This window comes from Haloferax prahovense DSM 18310, assembly GCF_000336815.1.
Classification (GTDB): domain Archaea; phylum Halobacteriota; class Halobacteria; order Halobacteriales; family Haloferacaceae; genus Haloferax; species Haloferax prahovense.
In genome coordinates, this window is record NZ_AOLG01000047.1 from 350,328 (window position 1) to 370,489 (window position 20,162).

Annotated in this window: 17 protein-coding genes and 2 tRNA genes; 10 read left to right on the forward strand and 9 right to left on the reverse strand. The window is 66.8% G+C overall.

Annotated elements, in window-relative coordinates; genetic code table 11:
- Positions 1-84: 84 nt before the first annotated feature.
- The 4 genes from C457_RS13615 to C457_RS13630 form a co-directional block, all read right to left on the reverse strand.
- Entirely contained in the window at positions 85-1,503 is a 1,419-nt protein-coding gene (locus C457_RS13615) for a sodium-dependent transporter (RefSeq protein ID WP_008095469.1), read from the reverse strand.
- A gap of 172 nt (positions 1,504-1,675) precedes the next feature.
- Positions 1,676-3,013, reverse strand: coding sequence for a sodium-dependent transporter (locus C457_RS13620; RefSeq protein ID WP_008095471.1), 1,338 nt, complete (start codon positions 3,011-3,013; stop codon positions 1,676-1,678).
- 251 nt (positions 3,014-3,264) lie between these two features.
- Positions 3,265-3,972, reverse strand: coding sequence for an SDR family oxidoreductase (locus C457_RS13625; protein WP_008095472.1), 708 nt, complete (start codon positions 3,970-3,972; stop codon positions 3,265-3,267).
- A 90-nt stretch (positions 3,973-4,062) separates the two neighbouring features.
- A complete protein-coding gene (locus C457_RS13630; protein WP_008095473.1) occupies positions 4,063-5,028 on the reverse strand; it encodes an NADPH:quinone reductase in 966 nt (321 codons plus the stop codon).
- Positions 5,029-5,213: 185 nt separating this feature from the next.
- On the opposite strand from C457_RS13630, the gene sucC reads away from it, so the two are divergent.
- Both sucC and sucD read left to right on the forward strand, forming a co-directional pair.
- A complete protein-coding gene (gene sucC, locus C457_RS13635; protein ID WP_008095474.1) occupies positions 5,214-6,359 on the forward strand; it encodes an ADP-forming succinate--CoA ligase subunit beta in 1,146 nt (381 codons plus the stop codon).
- The gene (sucD, locus tag C457_RS13640) at positions 6,356-7,225 is read left to right on the forward strand and encodes a succinate--CoA ligase subunit alpha (RefSeq protein ID WP_004062518.1); all 870 of its coding nucleotides are present in this window, start codon (positions 6,356-6,358) and stop codon (positions 7,223-7,225) included. The genes sucC and sucD overlap by 4 nt, the downstream gene beginning before the upstream one ends.
- Positions 7,226-7,273: 48 nt before the next feature.
- Here sucD and C457_RS13645 read toward each other — a convergent pair whose 3' ends face one another.
- Entirely contained in the window at positions 7,274-7,567 is a 294-nt protein-coding gene (locus tag C457_RS13645) for a hypothetical protein (RefSeq protein WP_008095476.1), read from the reverse strand.
- A gap of 142 nt (positions 7,568-7,709) precedes the next feature.
- Here C457_RS13645 and C457_RS13650 point away from each other — a divergent pair, with 142 nt between their 5' ends.
- The 3 genes from C457_RS13650 to C457_RS13660 all read left to right on the forward strand — a co-directional run bounded on the left by C457_RS13650 (position 7,710) and on the right by C457_RS13660 (position 11,058).
- The gene (locus tag C457_RS13650; RefSeq protein WP_049913590.1) at positions 7,710-10,016 is read left to right on the forward strand and encodes a methyl-accepting chemotaxis protein; all 2,307 of its coding nucleotides are present in this window, start codon (positions 7,710-7,712) and stop codon (positions 10,014-10,016) included.
- 1 nt (position 10,017) lies between these two features.
- Positions 10,018-10,455 (forward strand): CBS domain-containing protein, encoded by a 438-nt coding sequence (locus C457_RS13655; protein ID WP_008095480.1) that lies wholly within the window; start codon positions 10,018-10,020, stop codon positions 10,453-10,455.
- Between the two features lie 93 nt (positions 10,456-10,548).
- Entirely contained in the window at positions 10,549-11,058 is a 510-nt protein-coding gene (locus C457_RS13660) for a DUF2062 domain-containing protein (RefSeq protein WP_008095483.1), read from the forward strand.
- Positions 11,059-11,060: 2 nt separating this feature from the next.
- Here C457_RS13660 and C457_RS20665 read toward each other — a convergent pair whose 3' ends face one another.
- The 3 genes from C457_RS20665 to C457_RS13670 form a co-directional block, all read right to left on the reverse strand.
- Entirely contained in the window at positions 11,061-11,210 is a 150-nt protein-coding gene (locus C457_RS20665; RefSeq protein ID WP_004975129.1) for a hypothetical protein, read from the reverse strand.
- 226 nt (positions 11,211-11,436) lie between these two features.
- Positions 11,437-11,511: transfer RNA gene (locus C457_RS13665), tRNA-Val, on the reverse strand.
- Positions 11,512-11,556: 45 nt separating this feature from the next.
- A tRNA-Val gene (locus tag C457_RS13670) sits at positions 11,557-11,631 on the reverse strand.
- 239 nt (positions 11,632-11,870) lie between these two features.
- On the opposite strand from C457_RS13670, the gene trpD reads away from it, so the two are divergent.
- Genes trpD through trpG form a run of 4 tightly spaced genes read left to right on the forward strand, consistent with a single transcriptional unit; the run spans position 11,871 to position 15,715 of the window.
- Positions 11,871-12,866: an anthranilate phosphoribosyltransferase gene (gene trpD, locus C457_RS13675; protein WP_049913591.1), complete on the forward strand. Its 996-nt coding sequence runs from the start codon at positions 11,871-11,873 to the stop codon at positions 12,864-12,866.
- A gap of 1 nt (position 12,867) precedes the next feature.
- Entirely contained in the window at positions 12,868-13,533 is a 666-nt protein-coding gene (trpF, locus tag C457_RS13680) for a phosphoribosylanthranilate isomerase (RefSeq protein ID WP_008095489.1), read from the forward strand.
- Positions 13,530-15,104, forward strand: coding sequence for an anthranilate synthase component I (gene trpE, locus C457_RS13685; RefSeq protein ID WP_008095491.1), 1,575 nt, complete (start codon positions 13,530-13,532; stop codon positions 15,102-15,104). Before trpF ends, trpE begins: the two co-directional genes overlap by 4 nt.
- Entirely contained in the window at positions 15,101-15,715 is a 615-nt protein-coding gene (trpG, locus tag C457_RS13690; protein WP_008095494.1) for an anthranilate synthase component II, read from the forward strand. The genes trpE and trpG overlap by 4 nt, the downstream gene beginning before the upstream one ends.
- Before the next feature lie 70 nt (positions 15,716-15,785).
- Here the strand turns inward: trpG and C457_RS13695 are convergent, their stop codons facing one another.
- A complete protein-coding gene (locus C457_RS13695) occupies positions 15,786-15,998 on the reverse strand; it encodes a hypothetical protein (RefSeq protein WP_004975139.1) in 213 nt (70 codons plus the stop codon).
- Between the two features lie 535 nt (positions 15,999-16,533).
- On the opposite strand from C457_RS13695, the gene C457_RS13700 reads away from it, so the two are divergent.
- Positions 16,534-19,635, forward strand: a complete 3,102-nt coding sequence (locus C457_RS13700) for an adenosylcobalamin-dependent ribonucleoside-diphosphate reductase (protein WP_008095496.1) — start codon at positions 16,534-16,536, stop codon at positions 19,633-19,635.
- The last annotated feature ends 527 nt before the right edge of the window (positions 19,636-20,162 follow it).

Genomic DNA, 20,162 nt, shown 5'->3' on the forward strand with positions numbered 1-20,162 from the left:
CCCGCGGTCGGGTCGGTCGAAAACGGAGCAAACAGAGCAGTCGGAGTCGAGTCAGCGCGCCGAACGCGGCGGGGAGAGCCCCACTCAGACGACTGAGTTGGGCTGTCGCAGGCCCAAGAAGGCGGCGGCGGACGCGACGACGGCGACGCCGACGGTCGGCCAGAAGCCGATGGTCGTGTCCACGCCGAAGTGCGTGAGGAGCGTGAAGACGAGGAACAGCGGGAGGACGACGCCGACGGCGAAGAGCCACGGCGTGCCGAGAGGCTTCGAGAACTCGCCCGCGCCGGCGGAGAACTCCTCGAGCGCCTCGCGGCCCATGACCCAGCCGACGAACAGGAGGAACGCGGCGAGGCCGGCGGTCAGGAGGACGTTCACGAGCGGTCCGGCGACGAAGCCGAAGATGCCCGGATTGAACGCGCAGACGGTGCCGGTGACGGCGACGAGCGCGGTCATCCCGGTGACGGCGCGCCTTCGCGAGACGCCGTACTCGTCGACGAGGAACGCGACGGGGATCTCGAGCATGCTGATGGAACTCGATAGCGCCGCGAGCGTCACGACGGCGAAGAACGCGGTGGCGATGAGCGTCCCCGCGGGGAGCTGCGAGAACGCCCCCGCGAGGCCGACGAACAGTGCGCCCGGTCCGGTCCCGGTCTCGGTCGGGTTGACGCCCTGCGAGAACAGGAGCGGGAAGACGACGAGACCCGTGATGACGCCGACGCTCGTGTTGAGGACGGCGATGGCGCTGCCGTCGAAGGGAAGCGAGCGGTCCTCGTCGAGATACGAGGAGTACGTTATCATCGTGCCCGCGCCGAGCGAGAGCGTAAACAGCGCCTGTCCGGCGGCGGGGCCGAGGATGGCGAAGAAGTTCTCGGTGATGACCGAGGGGTCGAAGCGGAGGAAGAAGGCGTAACCGGCGGCCGCGTTAGGCTGGGTCGCGGCCCAGGCGGCGAGACCGGCGAGCAGGACGAGCACGGCGGGCATCATGATTTTCGTGCCGAGTTCGATGCCCTTGCGGACGCCCGCGAAGACGATGAGCGCGGTCAGTCCGAGAAACAGGAGGTGATAGAGCGCCGCGTCGACGCCGGCGGAGACGCCGCCGAAGTACTGGCCCGGATTCGTGAAGTACGCGGGGCTGCCGCCGACGACCGCGGCCCCGCTTTCGAGGAGATACCGGATAATCCACCCGCCGACGACGCTGTAGAACGAGAGCAGCGAGATGCCGGTGACGACCGAGAACGCACCGACGACGCCCCACGTTTTCGACCCCGAGAGGTCCCGGAGCGCGCCGACCGGCGACTTCTTCGCCCGGCGACCGATGACGAACTCGCCGAGCAGACCGGGGACGCCGACGAGGAGGACGATGCCGAGATACACGACGAGGAACGCGCTGCCGCCGTTTTCGGCGGTCTGCCACGGGAATCGCCAGATGTTCCCGAGGCCGACCGCGCTGCCGACGGCCGCGAGGATGAACCCGAGCCGTGTTGCCCATGTTTCTCGTGTCATTGACACCCATTGCCAGTCCACCGGTAAAAGGACTTTCGAACCAACGATACGTCATCGGAGAAATTTAACGGTTTTGAGTAGTCTACGCGTGAAAATCGCCGTCGAATAGTCGAGAAAAACGCACCGCTACCGACGATTCCTAGGCGCGATGAAAGCGGGACCGGTCGCCGCCTCAGAGGGGCGGAACGATGGCCGGGCTCTCGCCGAGGAACAGCGTCTGGAGCCCGAGGGCGAGCGTCGCCACGACGGCGACGATAACGAGCGTGCGGACCAGCCAGAGCCACGTCAGGCCGACGCCGTCACCGAGTCCGCTGCCCTTCATTAGCTCGTCGATGGCGGGCGCGCCGTAGACCCACGCCGCGAAGACGAGGATGCCGAGGACCGAAAGCGGGAGCAGCAGTTTGTAGGCGAGCGTGTCGAACCAGCCGAGCCACGCGGTGTCGATGGCCGACGGGACGCCGAGCAGGAAGATGGCGCCGCCGAGGCCGACGGCCATCTGCGGACGGGAGACGTCGTAGTTGTCGATGGCCCACGAGACGACGACTTCGAGGAGGCTAATCGCAGACGAGAGCGCCGCGATGAGCACGACCACGAAGAAGACGAGGCCGATTATCTGGCCGCCGGGGATGTCGCCGAACGCGCCGGCGACGCTGATGAACACCGCGCCCGCGCCGCTCGTGTTGGGGTCGATTCCCTGAGCGAACAGGAGCGGGAGGACGACAAGACCGGCGAGGATGCCGACGAAACTGTTCAGGAAGACGATGGTGATACCGTCGCCGAACAGGCTCTGGTCGCCGTCGATGTAGGAGGCGTAGGTTATCATCGCGCCCATGCCGAGCGACAGCGAGAAGAACGCCTGCCCGACCGCGAAGGGGACGATGTCGGCGAAGTTCTCTGCGAGCGCGTTGAAGTCGGGCGAGAGGAAGTACGCGTAGCCCGCGGACGCGCCGGGGAGCGTGAAGGCAAAGGCCGCGAGCACGCCGAGGATGACGACGATGCTCGGAACCATCAGTTTCGTCGCCTTCTCGATGCCGTCTTCGATGCCGGCGGCGACGATGCCGACGACGAGCGCCATGAACACGGCGTGGAGCGCGAGCGCGTCCATCCCGGCGGACACCTGGCCGAAGTACTCGGCCGGGGCGGCGAAGTACGCGCCGGTCAGGCTGCCGCCGATGTACCGGAGGACCCAGCCGCCGACGACGCTGTAGTACGACAGAATCCAGAAGCCGGTGAACAGGCCGATAGCGCCGACGACGCGCCACTCCTTGTAGCCGAGCTTTTCGAAGGCGTTGATCGTGTTCAGGTTGGTCTTGCGTCCGATGACGAACTCGGCGAGGATGGCCGGGAGGCCGATGCCGAGCGCCGCGATGATGTAGACGATCAGGAAGGAGGCACCGCCGAACTGAGCGGTCTTGAACGGGAACTGCCAGATGTTCCCGAGGCCGACCGCGCTGCCGACGGCCGCGAGGATGAACCCTGCCCTGGTTGCCCACGTTTCACGTTCGGTCATGTCTATCACCCTGTTGCCGATGTGGGTGTGATAAATGACGCGGTATGCCGTCGCATATCGGAGCGAAAATCAACATAATTCTCCAACCAACTATAGTATGTGGCACGTTCGTCCGAATTTAGACCTCGATTAGCCTCATTTTTCTAACGAGTGTCGTGTTCGTGAATCCCTTGCGCACCGCGTAAAAATTCGTGCGCACCACAACGAATGTTATGTCTCCTCGTGGCGAATGGTGCCACGAAATAGGGCAATCAGGCCTCGCCGTACACCGGGACGGCCGCGCCGCTCGTCACGGGGGTCGCGTCCGAACAGAGCGCGAGGACGGTCCGGGCGATTTCCTCGGGTTTCACCCACTTCTCGAAGTCGGCGTCGGCCATCATCTCGCGGTTCATCGGCGTGTCGATGACGCTCGGCATGACTGCGTTCGCGCGCACGACGCCGCGGTTCTCCTCGGCGATGGTCTCCGTGAGTAGACGGACGCCCGCCTTCGACGCCCGGTAGACGCCGTCGCCCTCGCCACCCTCCAGCGACGAGCGAGCCGAGACGCTCACGACGGACCCCTCGGTCTCCCGGAGGTGCGGAATCACGTGTTTCGACGCGAGGAACATCGTCTTGAGGTTTACGTCGAACAGGAAGTCGAACGTGTCCGCCTCCGTCTCGTCGATTGGCGTCCCGCCCCGCCACGTCCCGGCGATGTTGGCGAGGTGGTCGAGGCGGCCGAAGTCGGAGGCGACCTCGCCGACGACGCGCGCCACGTCGTCCTCGTCGGTGAAATCACCCTCGTAGAATCGGACACCCTCGGACTCGAAAAAGCCGTCCTCGTCGTCGGGTTCGACCACGTCCGCGGCCGCGACCGACGCGCCCGCCTCGTGGAACGCGCGAGCGATTGCGCCGCCGAGCGCGCCGCTCGCGCCGGTCACGAGAGCCACGGTTCCGTCGAAATCGAATGTCACGTCCATGCGCGTGCAATAGGTGCGCACGGGACATAATTCGGTCGCGGCTGTGTGCTCACCGGCGACCGGCCGCGTCCTCACCCCTCCGCGTCGCCCTCAGGGCGTGATGACCAGTTTGCCGAGGAAACTGTCTTCCATGACGGCGCGGTGGGCCTCGGCGGCCTCGTCGAGGTCGTAGGTCCGCGCTACGTCGATTTCGAACTCGCCCGCGCCCATCTGGCCGGCGAGTTCGCGCAGGGGAGCCGACAGGTCGGGCGTGTTGAACATGCTCATCATCGTGAGCGAGAGGTCCTTGCCGCGGGCCGACGACGACAGGTCGAAGCCGACTTCCGGGTCGTTCTCGCCGATGCCGACGACGCGACCGCCGTGGGCGGCCACGTCGGCGTCGAACTGGAGGTAGTCGTCGAGCCGGTGGTCGAGCGTCAGGTCCACGCCGTCGCCCGTCGCCGCGTCAACGACGGCGTCGGCGAGGTCGTCGCGGGCGTAGTCGAGAACCACGTCCGCGCCGAGTTCGGCCACGCGGCCGTGGTAGTCGGGCGCGGCGGTGGCGACGACGCGAGCGCCGGACGCGGCGGCGAGCTGGACCGCAGCGTGACCGACGCCGCCGGACCCACCGTGAATCAGGACCGTGTCGCCGAGTTGCATCCCGCCGTGGTCGACGAGGGCGCGCCACGCCGTGACGCCGGCGACGCCCGCGCCACCGGCCGCGACGAGGTCCACGTCGTCCGAGAGGACCGCGAGCCGGTCGGTTGGGACGGCCGCGAACTCGGCGTAGCCGCCGTAGTGGTCCTTGCCGATGCCGGTGCCGACGACGTGGTCGCCCTCGGCGAAGCCGGTGACGTCGGCCCCGACCGCCGCGACCGTTCCGGCCACGTCGACGCCGGGAATCATCGGCATCGCGAAGGGCTGGTACGAGCCCTCGCGGAAGTACGTGTCGACGGGGTTGACGCCCGCGGCCGCGACTTCGACGAGGACCTCGTCCGCCGCCGGGTCGGGGGTGTCGATGTCGTCTACCTGAAGCACGTCGCGTCCGCCGTGGTCGTGGAATCTGACAGCGCGCATGCCGAACGATGGGGTCGGACGGGTGATAAATTCGGACGACTCGGAGCGAATCGCAGCGGTTCGATTGGCGGCCGCACCGACCGTTATCTCGGCGGCGAGTAAACGCCCTGCGGCAATTCTCTCGGTCGTGCCTGAACGGAGATGAATGGGATTTAAGCGCGTGCCTTTCCCTCCCACGCATGGTAATGAAGCTTCACGAATACCAGGCGAAGGATATCTTCGCAGAGGCTGGGATTCCGGTGCCAGAGTCCCGTCTCGCGTCGTCGGTAGAGGAGGTCATGGAGGCGGTCGAGGAGATCGGATACCCCGCCGCCATCAAGGCGCAGGTACACGTCGGTGGGCGTGGCAAGGCCGGTGGCATCAAAATCGCCATGGACGAAGACGAAGCTCGACAGGCCGCAGAGGACATCCTCGGGATGGACCTCAAGGGCTACACGGTCGACCGGGTGCTCGTCGAGGCCGGCGTCGACTTCGAAAACGAACTGTACGTCGGTATCACGATGGACCGCAGCGAGGGCAAGCCCGTCGCGATGGTCTCGACGGAAGGCGGCGTCAACATCGAGGAAGTCGCGGAGGAGAACCCGGACGCAATCGCCCGCGAGCACATCGACCCCGCGTTCGGCCTGCACCCCTATCAGGCCCGCAAGGTCGTCTTCGAGGCGGGCATCCCCCGTGACGTCGCATTCGACGTCGCCTCGTTCCTCACGACGCTGTACGACCTCTACGATTCGAACGACGCTTCGGACATCGAAATCAACCCCGTCATGATTACGTCCGACCGCGACATCGTCGCCGCGGACGCCGTCATGAACATCGACGACGACGCCCTGTTCCGTCACGAGGACCTCGCGGCGATGGAAGAGGACGCCTACGAGAACGACCTCGAAGCCAAGGCCGGCGAGTACGGCTTCGACTACGTCCGTCTCTCGGGTAACGTCGGCATCATCGGCAACGGCGCCGGTCTCGTCATGACGACGCTCGACCTCGTGGACTACTTCGGCGGCGAGCCCGCCAACTTCCTCGACATCGGCGGCGGCGCGAAGGCCGAGCGCGTGGCGAACGCGCTGGACATGGTCTTCTCCGACGAGAACGTCGACTCCGTCGTGTTCAACATCTTCGGCGGCATCACCCGCGGCGACGAGGTCGCCAAGGGTATCAACGAGGCCCTGGAGAGCTTCGACAAGATTCCCAAGCCGGTCGTCGTCCGCCTCGCGGGCACGAACGCCGAGGAGGGCATGGAGATTCTGAACACGGACCTCGTACAGGTCGAAGGGACGCTGGAGGACGCTGTCCAGCGTGCCGTCAAGAACGCACAGGAGGTCTCCCAATGAGCATTTTCGTCGACGACGACACGCGAGTAGTTGTACAGGGTATCACCGGTGGGGAAGGTAAGTTCCACACCCGGCAGATGGTGGAGTACGGCACGAACGTCGTCGCCGGGACCTCCCCCGGTAAGGGCGGTCAGGACGTCGACGGCATCCCCGTCTACGACACCGTCGAAGAGGCAGTCGACGAGGAAGACGCCAACGCATCCGTCGTGTTCGTCCCGCCGGCGTTCGCCGGCGACGCCATCTTCGAGGCGCTCGACACGGACCTCGACCTCGTCGTCGCCATCACCGAGGGCGTCCCGACGCAGGACATGGCCAAGGTCAACAAGCGCCTGTCGGAGACCGACACGCGCCTCATCGGTCCCAACTGCCCGGGTATCATCACGCCCGGCGAGGCCAAACTCGGCATCCTCCCCGGCAACATCTTCGAGGAGGGTAACGTCGGTCTCGTCTCCCGCTCCGGCACGCTCACCTACCAGGTCGTCTCGAACCTGACCGAGCGTGGCATCGGCCAGACCACCGCCATCGGCATCGGCGGCGACCCCATCATCGGCACGTCGTTCGTCGACGCCCTCGAAGCGTTCGAGAACGACCCCGACACCCACGCCGTCGTCATGTGCGGCGAAATCGGCGGCGAGGACGAAGAGCAGGCCGCGAAGTACATCGCGGAGAACATGGACACGCCGGTCGCCGGCTTCATCGCGGGCCGCACGGCACCGCCGGGCAAGCGCATGGGTCACGCCGGCGCTATCGTCTCCGGTTCGGGCACGGGCACCGCGGAGTCCAAGATTTCCGCCCTCAACGACGCGGGCGTCCCCGTCGGCGACACCCCCAACGAAGTCGCCGACCACATCGAAGACTTCCTCTAACCCCGCTCGAACGCGGTTTTTCGGTTCTCGTCGATTCTTTTTCGCGCCCTATCGCAACGTCGCGCCGCACATTCCACAGCGTCCGCCGTCGGCCGCGTTCGGCACGCCGCACTCCCGGCAGACCGCCGTCCGCCGTCGCGATTTCTCCCGTGCGGACCGCAGGAACGCCGTCGGGTCGACCGCCGTCCCGGTCGGCCCGCCGCCCTCGTCGACCCTGTCGAGGACGCGCTCGACGAGGTCGTCCTCGCGCATGGCGTCGAGCAGTCTGACGAACCCGACGAACAGGAGCGACGGCGCGACGATACAGAAGCCCGCCACGAGCAGGCGGAACTCGGTTTCCATGTGGTTTGCTAGCGCCCGACAGGCGTATGGTTGACGCTCGTGTCGCCCGCGAGCACTCGCGCACGCCGTCTCCGTCGACTAGATTATCTAGATTGATATTCAAGTGCGCGGATTTATGCACCGCATTCCGGTCGGTACGGTAATGGCCGAGAATCTCGTTTTGGAAGCCGAATCACGGCTTCCTGATGCGATTACGGAGAGCTACACGCGGCGGCTCGTCGCCGCGATGCTGCTCGTTTCAGTCCTCGTCGCCGGCGTCGGAGTCGTCCAGTATCAACAGACGGCATCCACGATAGACGAGGACGCCCGCGCCGACCTCCTCACCGAGGCCGAACGCGAGGCCCTGCAGGTGAACACGTGGTTCGACGAGCGGACCCGCCTCGCGACCATCGTCGCCGACGACCCCTCGGCCGGGAGCACTCTCGACGGGCGGTCCTCGGCGACCCTGACGGCCGCAAAAGAGGACATGCCCGCCGACGTGGCCGCGCTCCACTTCGTCGACATCGAGACGACGACCGTCCTCGGCTCGTCCGAGGAGGGCGCGGTCGGGACGACGCTGTTCGAAAGCGGGTCGCTTCCGCTCCCCGCGAGCGCCGACCTCTCGGACGACGGCGTCGAGCGGACCACCGTCTACGTCGAAGACGGCGTCGCCTACATGGGTTTCGTCGCGCCGCTTCCGTCCATCGAGCCCCGCGCAATCGTCCTCGTCGCCGAGGCGTCCTCGCTCGGGACCGCGCTCGACGGCAACCACATCGACGGCGGTTTCACCCAACTCGTCACGAGCGACGGAACCGTCCTCTACGACGGCGGCGGCGGCCAGTCGAACGTCGCCTACCCCGCCGCCGAGGCGTCCGAACTCGACGCTGCCTTCGCCGGCGAGACGGGGGTCAGCCGCCTCGCTCCCGTCGAGGGCTTCGTCTCCTCGCCGCACGTCGTCGCGCACGTCCCCGTCTCCGGCGGCGTGCTCCTCCTGCACGCGCCGGCCAGTAGCGTCTTCGCGCTCTCCCGGAGCGTCGGCCTCCAGATTGCGACGCTGCTCGCGCTTTCGATGTTCGGCTTCGTCGCCTTCGCGCTCATCGTCCGCGGGAACACCGCGCTCCCGCTCGTCGACCTCGCGTCGACCGTCTCCGCGCTCCGCGACGGCGACCTCGACGTGGAGCTCGAAACCGACCGGCGAGACGAGTTCGGGCAGGTCGTCCGCGGCGTCGACAACCTCCGCGACGACCTCCGCGACCAGCGCGCAGACGCCCGCGCCTACAGCGAGGCGATGACCCGCGCGGCCGACGGCGACCTCCGCGTCCGCCTCCCGACCGACTCCGAGAGCCGCGACATGGCGACGGTCGCCGCCGCGTACAACGAGATGATGGACGACATCGAACGGACCGTCGGCACGGTCAAGACCTTCGGCGAGGACGTGGCGACGCTCGCCGACCGCGTGGCCGACCGCGCCGACGACGTGTCCGCCGCGAGCGAGGAGGTGTCCGCGTCGGTCCAGCAGATTTCCGAGGGCGCGAGCGAGCAGACCGACAGCCTCGTCGCCGCCGCCGACGAGATAAACGACCTCTCCGCGTCCATCCAGCAGATTGCCTCGTCGGCCGACGAACTCGTCCGGCTCACCGAAGAGGCCGAGGCGCGCTCGCTCGACGGCCAGACCGCCGCCACCGACGCCCTCGACGATATCGACGCCGTGCGCGCCGAGACGGAGGCGACCGTCAGCGAGGTTCACGAACTCGACGACCGGCTCGCCCAAATCGAGGACATCGTCGAGGTCATCACCGACATCGCGGAACAGACCGACATCCTCGCGCTCAACGCGAACATCGAGGCCGCCCGCGCGGGCGAGGCCGGCGAGGGCTTCGCCGTCGTCTCCAACGAGGTCAAACAGCTCGCACAGGAGACCAAGTCGTCGGCGGGCGACATCGAGTCGCTCGTCGCCGAAATCGAGACCCAGCGCGACGCCGTCGTCTCCCGCATCGAACGCATGCGGGCGCAGGTCGAAGAGAGCGCGACCTCGGTCGACGAGGCGCTTTCGTCTTTCGACGGTATCGTCGAGCGCGTCGAGGAGACGACCGCGAGCGTCCACGAGATTTCGGACGCGACGGGCAGTCAGGCCGACTCCTCCCAAGAGGTGCTCTCGATGACCGACGAAATCGCAGGAATCTCCGAGGAGACCGCCGCGGAGGCCGAGAACGTCTCCGCGACCGCACAAGAACAGAGCGCCGCGCTCGTCGACGTCAACGGCGACGTGCGCGAGCTCTCGTCGCACGTGAGCCACCTCGACGACCTCCTCGACGCCTTCGAGGTCGACGACGTGGGCGAGGTCTCGTCGACCATCGACGACGTGCTCGGCGACACGGCCGCCGGCTCCGGCGCGAGCACCGACCCGACCCAGTCGCGCGCTGCATCGGACTCCCACCACGAGCGAGAACCCTCGCCTGCGGACGACTAACATGCGCGTCGACGAAATCATGACCGAGGAGGTGGCGACCGTCGGACTGGGATCGAGCGTCGCCGATTGCGCGCGAACCATGCTCCGCGAGGGCGCGGGAAGCGTCGTCGTGATGGCCGACGGCGGCCCCGCGGGCATCGTCACCGAGTCGGACGCGCTCCGTGCCGGCGTGGCGAGCGGCAAGCCCCTCGCCGCGGTCCCGGCCCGCGCGGTCATGTCGAACCCAATCAAGTGGGTCCGACCGGACTCGACCACGCGCGTGGCCGCCGAGAAGATGCGCGACCAACGGGTGAAGAAACTCGTCGTCGTCGACGGCGCGGAGATGGTCGGCATCGTGACCGCGACGGACATCGCCCTCCACCTCTCGGACGTGGCCCGCGGGGTGGGCCAGATGATAGAACTCAAGGACAAGTGGGAGTCGGACCGCCGGTTCCGCTGACCGCCGCCTCGACGCATCGACACGTCGACTGCTACCACCCGACCGATTCTCGGCGAAGCGTTGATAACGACGTCTCGCCTCTAGTCTCGACGAGTGTACGACCGTCTCGCGTCGATTCGTCCCCGCGTCCGGTCCGGCCTCGAACGAGCGTTCGCGGCGGACCACACCCCTCACGAGGTCGCCGCCAGCTTCGCGTTCGGCGTCTTCTTTGTGGCCATGCCGACCGCAGGGACCGCCCTCGCGCTGTTCGCCCTCATCGCCTACTTCGTCGAGCGGGCGAGCCGACTCGCGCTCGTCGCCACGCTCGTCGTCTTCAATCCGCCCGTCAAGTGGGCGGTCTACGGCGCGAGCTTCTGGCTCGGCTCGCACCTGCTCGGCCCGGTTCCGGGGGCGTCCGTCGCCGACGTGTCGCTCAGCGCCGGTCTCGACCTCCTCTTCCGACAGCTCCTCGGCAACACGATTCTCGCCGTCGCCCTCGCCGTCGTCGGCTACGCGGTGGCGCTCCAACTGGCGCGCCTGCACCACCGACGACAGCGGTCGGAGACGCCGACCCGCGGCACGGACGCCCGGAACGACGACGCCCGGTCCGACGTGTCGTCGTGACGCTACCGCTGTGACCGTTCTTCTCTGCCCTCTTCGAACGCCCGGAGCGACTGGATGAGTTTGTATCCGAGGTAGACGACCGCGAGCGGGATGAGGAGCAACAGCGCCAAGATGACGAGTTCGGGACCGCCGGGGATTTGCAGGAGGGTCATGGGCGGGATTCGCGGGCGGCAGACATAGTGGTTGGGTGGGTGGGATGTCGAAATACATAGGGAGGGGTCGCTAGACGTGATTCACGCTCGCTTCGCTCGCGTGTACCTCACTCGCTCACTGCGTCGCTCGCTGGTTCAAATCTGCCCGTGACACGATTGCACGCGACTCGCGGCACCGAGCACACGCTACGCGGTGCTCGGGAGGCAACTCGTCGCGAGAAAGTAGTGGGTTGGGGCAGATTTGAACTGCCGGCCTCCTCCATGTCAAGGAGGTGTCATAACCAGACTAGACCACCAACCCGGTGTGTTGCGAACATCGCCGAACGCCGAAACGCGGGAAGAGGAGTGGGTTGGGGCAGATTTGAACTGCCGGCCTCCTCCATGTCAAGGAGGTGTCATAACCAGACTAGACCACCAACCCGGTTACGGTGCTTCCCGCGCCCGTTCGGACGCATCTCTCCGTTGTCCGGGGTTACAATTTAAGCTTTCGAATCGGACTACGTGCGGCGATTCGGGTCACAGCGCGCTCCCACCGTTCGAGGCGGGCGATTCGCTCCGAGTCCCGACCGTCGGAGCCGGCGATTTTCGCCAGCCCGACACGCTTAAGCCGATGTACTGATTTGTACATCATAACCCGAAGAAGTACATCGGTGATTACCAATGCAGGATTATATCGAACGTGTGACCGGCGGTGCGGACCTGACTGTCGAGGAGGCGCGCGACGCCGCGCGGGCGGTCTTCGAGGACGCGACCGAGGCGCAAATCGGCGCGCTCCTCGCCGCGCTCCGGGCGAAAGGCGAGACCGAGGCCGAAATCGCGGGGTTCGCACAGGGGATGCGCGACGCCGCCTTGACCATCGACCCCGACCGCGGCCCGCTCGTCGACACCTGCGGCACCGGCGGCGACGACTACAACACCATCAACGTCTCGACCACGAGCGCGCTCGTCGCGGCCGGCGCGGGCGCGGCGGGGGCCAAGCACGGCAACTACTCCGTCTCTTCGTCTTCTGGGAGCGCCGACGTGCTGGAGGTCGCCGGCGTGAACGTCGAGGCCGAACCCGAGTCCGTCGAGGCGTGCATCGAAGACAACGGCGTCGGCTTCATGCTCGCGCCCGTGTTCCACCCCGCGATGAAGGCCGTCATCGGCCCGCGGAAGGAGCTCGGCATGCGGACCATCTTCAACGTCCTCGGCCCGCTGACGAACCCCGCCGGGGCCGACGCGCAGGTCCTCGGCGTCTACGACTCCGACCTCGTCCCCGTCATCGCCGAGTCGCTGTCGCACATGCCCGTCGAGCGCGCCCTCGTCGTCCACGGCTCCGGCATGGACGAAATCGCGCTCCACGACGCGACCACGGTCGCCGAAATCGACGGCGACGAGATTACCGAGTACACCCTCACGCCCGCCGACCTCGGCCTCGAACAGGCCCCCATCGAGGCGGTTGCCGGCGGCACTCCGCAGGAGAACGCCGACGACCTCGAAGGCATCCTCACCGGCGACGTGACCGGTCCCAAGCGCGACCTCATCCTCGCCAACGCCGGCGCGGCCGTCTACGTCGCCGACCTCGCGGACTCCCTGGAGGAGGGCGTCGAGGTCGCCCGCGACGCCATCGAGTCCGGTGCCGCGAAAGCCAAACTCGACGCGCTCCGGGAGGCGTGAGATGACCCGCGTCAAAGTGTGCGGCGTCACCGACGAAGCCGACCTCGAAGCGGTCGACGCGGCCGGTGCCGACGCGGTCGGTGCCATCTGCGACGTGCCCGTGGACACGCCCCGCGAGATTCCTCGCGAGCGCGCCCGCGAGCTGTTCGCCGCCGCGCCGCCGTTCCTCACGACCGTCCTCGTGACGATGCCCGACTCCATCGACCACGCCCGCGACCTCGCCCGCGAGGTCCAACCCGATGTACTCCAACTCCACGGCGACTTCGCGGCCGACCACCTCGACTCGCTCCGCGCGACGGGCGTCCGCGTCGTCCCCGTCGTCGATGCCATCGACCTCGACCGCGCGCGCGCCCTCGCGCCTGTGGTGGACGCCATCCTCGTCGACACGCCCTCCGCGTCCGGCGCGGGCGGCACCGGCGAGACCCACGACTGGGACGCCTCGCGCGAACTCGTCGAGGCGGTCGACGTGCCCGTGGTTCTCGCGGGCGGCCTGACCCCCGACAACGTCGCCGAGGCGGTTCGGACGGTCGAACCCTACGGCGTCGACGTCGCGAGCGGCGTCGAGGCCGCCGGCGGCGTGAAGGACCACGACGCGGTCCGCGCGTTCGTCGCCGCGGCGAAGGCGGCCCGCGGGGAGTCCGGCGACCACGAGGAGGTCGTCGCGTGACGGCTCCCGACACCGACCGCGACGAGTTCGTCGACCTCGTCGGCGACGCGGACGAACCGGTCGTGACCCACCTCGTGACCGACCTCGACGTGTCCGTGGACCCGCTGGCCGCGTACACGACGCTCGCCGACCGCAGCGACTACGGCTTCCTCTTGGAGAGCGCCGAAAAGGTCTCCTCCAGCAACCCGCAGGGCGCGTTCTCCGCGCCCGCGACGGTCGCCGACTCGCACGCGCGCTTCTCGTTCGTGGGCTACGACCCCGAGGCTGTCGTGACGGTCGGTCCCGGCGGCGTGGACGTGACCGACCTCGGCGGTCCCGCCGCCGAGTTCGTCGGCGCGGGCGACGGCGACGTACTCGATTCCCTGCGCGGCGCGCTCCCCGACCTCCCGCGCGTCAACTTCCCCGAGACGGACCGCCAGACGCTCACCGGCGGTCTGGTCGGCTTCCTCGCCTACGAGGCCGTCTACGACCTCTGGCTCGACGAGGTCGGCCGCGAGCGCCCCGACACCGACGACCCGGACGCCGAGTTCGTCCTCACGACCCGGACGCTCTCGTTCGACCACCGCGAGGACGCCGTCCGCCTCGTCTGTACGCCCGTCGTCTCGCCCGACGACGACCCCGGCGAAGTCTACGACGGCGTCGTCGCCGAGGCCGAACGCGTCGCCGAGAAGCTCCGGGCGGCTGACGACCCCTCTCCCGGCGGCTTCGAGCGGACCGGCGAGGAGGCCGGCTCACGCGAGGACTACGAGGCCGCGGTCAGGAAGACGAAAGACCACGTCCGCGACGGCGACATCTATCAGGGCGTCATCTCGCGCACCCGGAAGCTCCACGGACAGGTCGACCCCGTCGGCCTGTACGCTTCGCTGCGCGAGGTGAACCCCTCGCCGTACATGTACCTGCTCCGGCACGGCGACCGGCGCGTCGTCGGCGCGAGCCCCGAGACGCTCGTCTCGGTCAGGGGCGACCGCGTCGTCGTCAACCCCATCGCGGGGACGTGCCAGCGCGGCTCCGGCCCGGTCGAGGACCGCCGCCTCGCCGGTGAACTCCTCGCGGACGGAAAGGAGCGCGCAGAGCACACGATGCTCGTCGACCTCGGCCGCAACGACGTGCGCCGGGTCTCGACGCCCGGCAGCGTCCGCGTCGAGGACTTCATGAGCATCATCAAGTACAGCCACGTCCAGCACATCGAATCGACCGTCTCGGGGACGCTCGACCCCGACTCGGACGCCTTCGACGCCACGAGAGCGACGTTCCCCGCGGGGACGCTCACCGGCGCGCCGAAGGTCCGCGCGATGGAGATTATCGACGACCTCGAAGACGAGCCCCGGGGCGTCTACGGCGGCGGCGTCGGCTACTACTCGTGGACCGGCGACGCCGACATGGCCATCGTCATCCGGACCGCGACGGTCGAATCCGACGGCTCGGAAGACACCATCACCGTCCGCGCGGGAGCCGGCATCGTCGCCGACTCCGACCCGACCTCGGAGTACGAGGAGACGGAACAGAAGATGGGCGGGGTGCTCGACGCCGTCCGCCGCATCGAGTACGGGACCGAGGAGGTGTCGCAATGATTCGACTCGTCGTCGTCGACAACTTCGACTCCTTCACGTACAACCTCGTGGAGTACTTCTCCGAGCAGACCGTCGAGGGCGAACCGCTCGACATCGAGGTACGCAAGAACACCGCGTCGCTCGACGAGATACGCGACCTCGACCCCGACGCCATCGTCATCTCGCCGGGGCCGGGCCACCCGAAGAACGACCGCGACGTGGGCGTGACGAACGACGTGCTCACGGAGCTTTCGACCGAGATTCCGACCCTCGGCGTCTGTCTCGGCCTCGAAGCCGCGGTGTACGCCTACGGCGGGACCATCGGCCACGCGCCGGAGCCGATTCACGGCAAGGCGTTCCCGGTCGACCACGACGGCGAGGGCGTCTTCGCCGGCCTCGAAGACGGCTTTCCGGCCGGCCGCTACCACTCGCTCGTCGCCACCGAGGTCCCCGACTGCTTCGACGTCTCGGCGACGACCGACCACGACGGCGCGGCGCTCGTGATGGGCGTCCGCCACCGCGAGTACCCCATCGAGTGCGTCCAGTTCCACCCGGAAAGCGTGCTCACGGGGTCGGGACACGGCGTCGTCAGAAACTTTCTCACGGCGGTCGCCGGCCTCGACGTGGCCTGAGTCGGAGCAGACACGCCGAGGTGCGGGCGCGGTTTTGCCGTTCTCTTCCCCCGATGGCCGTGCAGCCACCTCAGAGGACGTTGATGCCAAAGAACGAAAGCAGCAGCAGCGCCCCGACGACGATGGCGGCGATAGTGACCAGTCGCCACGCGACTTTGAGGAACAGTCGCCCGACGAGGATGACGACGGCGACGGCCACGAGCACCACGAGCATCTGACCGAGCGGCCCGGAGAGCAGGCCGCCGAGCTGTAACGGTGTGAGCGCGAGGGGAGTCAGTACCATACCCCGATATGACTCCCGTAGAGCGGATAAGCTTGTGGGCGGTCTCGTCTCGCGGTTCCGGTGCGATTCCGCCGTCGAAACGACCGATTTCGGCACCCCTGAGCGGTTGGCTGATTTGAACGTACGAATTCTGATACTTATCTGAATGTCGACTGTCCGGCCTCCCTTTATATCCTCTCCGGTGATGCGGCACTGTTCACCATGTGACCGATTCAGACGGCTCGTCTCCCCCCTCACGTTCTACTGGATATAGCCGTTACGTCTGCCGATTTTCTCCGCCGAGATTTCACTTCCGCTCCGCTCTAACTACGGTTATGTGGCTTCCGTCCGTTCTATGAATCCGTGCACTTCGGACCCGGTCGTCGGCCGCCGACGTAATTGCACTAATTATGATACGTTCGGCGGTGGAACCTCCGAGTTCGAAGCCCTTAACCAACCACGCAACACACACCAATATCGTCACCAATGAGCGGAATTTCCGGACACTATCGACGCGACCTCGCCCGAACGCGGCTCGGGCGGGAGGAACAGTAAGATGAGCGACGCGAACCTCTCGACGGACGAAATCGTGCTTCCGGTCAAGCGGACCGAAGGCGAGACCCTCGAAGAGCGGATGACGGGCAACGCCTACAACAATATTCTCCCCGCCCGTTACCTCCGCAAGGACGCCGACGGCGACCTCGTCGAGACGCAGGAGGACCTGTTCCCCCGCGTCGCGAAGAACATCGCGCTCGCCGAGGCCGTCTTCGAGGCCGAACAGCGCGACATCGAAATCACGGTCACTCCCGACCTCATCAAGCCGGACCATCCGCGCCGCGACGAACTCGCCGAGGAGGTCTTCGGCAAGGGCGTCACGGCCGACGACGACGAGGCCGAGACGACGCTTTCGGTCTACAACGTCAACAAGTTCGCCTACGACACCCTCGTCTCCGAACTTCCGGAGGGCGTCCGCGAGGTCGTCGTCGAGAAGCGCGAGACGTTCGAAGAGATGATGGGACAGCTCTCGTTCATGCCGAACTCGCCGACGCTCATGAACGCCGGCGACGAACTCCAGCAGCTTTCCGCCTGTTTCGTCGACTCCCCCGGCGACGACATCACGGATATCCACCAGACGGCCAAGGAGGCCGCCGAGGTGTTCCAGTCCGGCGGCGGCATGGGCTACGCCTTCTGGAAGCTCCGCCCCTACGGCGACGCGGTCGGTTCGACCGGCGGCATCGCCTCCGGACCCATCACGTTCATGCGGACGTTCGACCAGATGTGCGAGACCATCGCACAGGGCGGCGCGCGCCGCGGCGCGCAGATGGGCGTCATGCGCGTCAGCCACCCCGACGTCATCCAGTTCCTCCACGCGAAGAACAAGGACGTCTCGCTCGCGCACACGCTCCGCCTGAACGACCCCGACGACTTCACCCACACCAAGTTCGTCGACGCGCTCGACGAGGCGCGCGAACTCATCGACGAGGACGGTCGCGTCCCCAAGCACCTCCGTAACGCCGTCGAAGGCCACCTCTCGAACTTCAATATCTCGGTCGGTATCACCGACGGCTTCATGGAGGCGCTGTACAACGACGAGGAGTTCGTCTTCACGAACCCCCGCACCGAAGAGCCGCACGTCGCCACGCCCCAGACGAAGGAAATCTACGACATGTTCGGTCTCGGCGAGCACGTCGAGGTCGGCGAGGTCCTCTCGGTCCCCGCGAAGAAACTCTGGAACCAGATCATCGAGGGCGCGTGGGAGAACGGCGAACCCGGCGTCGTCTACCTCGAACGCGCGAACAAGCAGCACTCCTTCGACGTCGAAAAGCACCCCGACCACCGCATCCTCGCGACCAACCCCTGCGGCGAACAGCCGCTCGAGGAGTACGAGGCGTGTAACCTCGGACACATCAACCTCTCGACGCTCGTCGCGGAGGACTCGCCCGACTGGCGCGTCTGGTACGACGCCCACGGCGACGAGTACGACTCGCTTGAGGCCGCGACGGACGCCTTCCTAGAAGATGCCGTCGACTGGGAGGAGTTCGACCACCGCATCGAAAACGGCACGCGCTTCCTCGAAAACGTCGTCACGATGTCGGACTTCCCGGTCGAGAAGATCGAACAGAAGGTCCGCGAACTCCGCAAAATCGGGCTCGGTATCATGGGGCTCGCCCAGATGTACATCCAACTCGGCGTCCGCTACGGCTCCGACGAGGGCAACGAAATCGCCCAACAGCTCATGACCCACATCAACCACGGGTCCAAGCGGGCGTCCCACGAACTCGCCGAAGAACGCGGCCCGTTCGAGGCGTGGGAGGACTCGAAGTACGCGAACCCGACCGAGTACCGCGAGTGGTTCGAACACCACACCGGCGAGTCCGCCGACGATTGGGAAGACGGCTACCCCATCCGCAACCACAACACGACGACCATCGCCCCGACGGGCACCACGTCGATGGTGTCGAACACCACCGGCGGCTGTGAGCCCATCTACAACGTCGCCTACTACAAGAACGTCTCCGACGACGTGCAGGGCGACGAGATGCTCGTCGAGTTCGACGACTACTTCCTCCGCGTGCTGGAGGCCAACGACATCGACGTCGAGGCCGTCAAGCGCGAGGCCCAAGAGCAGATGGCCAACAACGAGTTCGACGGCGTCTCCTCGCTGTCGACCGTCCCGGACGCCATCTCCGAACTGTTCGTCGTGACCTCCGACCTCGCGGGCATCGAGCACGCGGGCGTCCAGTGCGCCCTCCAGAGTGGCGTCGACTCCGCTATCTCGAAGACCTGTAACTTCCCGAACAGCGCGTCGAAGGAGGACATGGACGAGGTCTACCGCTACATCTACGACCACGGCGGCAAGGGCGTCACCGTCTACCGCGACGGCACCCGCTCGAAGCAGGTGCTCACCACGCGCGCGAAGAACACCGAGTTCTCCGACGACGAAGAGGCCGCCGAGGCCATCGTCTCGCAGATTCGCGACGTGTTCGGCGACGTGGAGGCGTTCCTCGAATCCGAGGAGGTTTCGGACCTCATCGGGAGCGAACTCGAACTCGCCTTCGCCGATTCGCCGAGCGACGTCGGTAAGAAGCGCCCCCGTCCGGACGTGCTGTACGGTGTTACCCAGCGCATCGACACCGGCTACGGGAAGCTATACGTCAACATCAACGAGGACGAACACGGCGAGCCGTTCGAGCTGTTCGCCAACATCGGTAACTCCGGCGGCTTCACCGCGTCCTTCACCGAGGCGCTCGCCAAGACCGTCTCCACGTCCCTCCGCTCGGGCGTCGACCCCGAGGAGATTGCGAACGAACTGAAGGGTATCCGGAGCCCGAAGGTCGCCTGGGACAAAGGCGAGCAGATTAACTCCATCCCGGACGCCATCGGCACCGCGATGCGCCGGTATCTCGACGGCGACATCGACAAGGGCTACCCGCAACAGCAGAACCTGACCGAGGTCGAAGCCGAGGCCGCCGCGGCCGAGGACACGGACACCGACGGCGGCGTCGCTGTCGACGAGAGCCCCGGTGGCAGTTCCGACGCCGTTGCGGACCTGCTCGCGGCGGGCGAGAGCCCCGAGTGTCCCGAGTGCGGTGAGATGGACCTCTACTACTCCGAAGGCTGTAAGACCTGCCAGAACTGCGGCTGGTCCGAGTGCTGAACGCGAGACGGTAACTCGCCACCGTCGCTGTCTCGTCCGTCACTCGATTTCCGCTCTTTTCTTTTGCGCTCCCCGACCTCACGAGCCTGTACTATCCAGTCTCGCTGGCGTGTTCGACACGAAGGTCTCGTCGAGGCCGACGGGAGAGACACGCCGATAGCGGACTCTGTCGCTCGCCCAATAACCCTCTCTGCTCGGGAACAGCCATCGCTCCCTTCTGCTGGACCACCCGTCGACGACGGGAGAGATGTGGTGAAATAGAGTGCGACTGTGGAGCCCGCGGTCGTATCGCTCCTGTGATTCCACGCTGTTCGAGACGGGGTGTATCGGACGACGACACGAGAGACGCACTCGCTCGACCGTTAACCTCGACTGCGTAGTACGGTACGTCGTGAACTGCGGGCGCGTCGGCCCACGTAGTCGGTCACGACTGCCATCGGTCTCGGCTCACTCACGGCGGTCGACCGGCCATCGCCCGATGCAATTCGTTCTCATACGTCGCCAACGGAACGCGAAGACCGGCCTTC

Excerpts from the sequence above, each read along its gene's own strand:
- sucC (WP_008095474.1), top strand. The coding sequence starts at position 5,214 with ATGAAGCTTCACGAATACCAGGCGAAGGATATCTTCGCAGAGGCTGGG.
- trpF (WP_008095489.1), top strand. The coding sequence starts at position 12,868 with ATGACCCGCGTCAAAGTGTGCGGCGTCACCGACGAAGCCGACCTCGAA.
- C457_RS13645 (WP_008095476.1), bottom strand. The coding sequence starts at position 7,567 with ATGGAAACCGAGTTCCGCCTGCTCGTGGCGGGCTTCTGTATCGTCGCG.
- C457_RS13695 (WP_004975139.1), bottom strand. The coding sequence starts at position 15,998 with ATGGTACTGACTCCCCTCGCGCTCACACCGTTACAGCTCGGCGGCCTG.
- C457_RS13700 (WP_008095496.1), top strand. The coding sequence starts at position 16,534 with ATGAGCGACGCGAACCTCTCGACGGACGAAATCGTGCTTCCGGTCAAG.
- C457_RS13620 (WP_008095471.1), bottom strand. The coding sequence starts at position 3,013 with ATGACCGAACGTGAAACGTGGGCAACCAGGGCAGGGTTCATCCTCGCG.
- C457_RS13650 (WP_049913590.1), top strand. The coding sequence starts at position 7,710 with ATGGCCGAGAATCTCGTTTTGGAAGCCGAATCACGGCTTCCTGATGCG.
- C457_RS13615 (WP_008095469.1), bottom strand. The coding sequence starts at position 1,503 with ATGACACGAGAAACATGGGCAACACGGCTCGGGTTCATCCTCGCGGCC.
- C457_RS20665 (WP_004975129.1), bottom strand. The coding sequence starts at position 11,210 with ATGACCCTCCTGCAAATCCCCGGCGGTCCCGAACTCGTCATCTTGGCG.
- sucD (WP_004062518.1), top strand. The coding sequence starts at position 6,356 with ATGAGCATTTTCGTCGACGACGACACGCGAGTAGTTGTACAGGGTATC.
- trpG (WP_008095494.1), top strand. The coding sequence starts at position 15,101 with ATGATTCGACTCGTCGTCGTCGACAACTTCGACTCCTTCACGTACAAC.
- trpD (WP_049913591.1), top strand. The coding sequence starts at position 11,871 with ATGCAGGATTATATCGAACGTGTGACCGGCGGTGCGGACCTGACTGTC.
- C457_RS13625 (WP_008095472.1), bottom strand. The coding sequence starts at position 3,972 with ATGGACGTGACATTCGATTTCGACGGAACCGTGGCTCTCGTGACCGGC.
- C457_RS13655 (WP_008095480.1), top strand. The coding sequence starts at position 10,018 with ATGCGCGTCGACGAAATCATGACCGAGGAGGTGGCGACCGTCGGACTG.
- C457_RS13630 (WP_008095473.1), bottom strand. The coding sequence starts at position 5,028 with ATGCGCGCTGTCAGATTCCACGACCACGGCGGACGCGACGTGCTTCAG.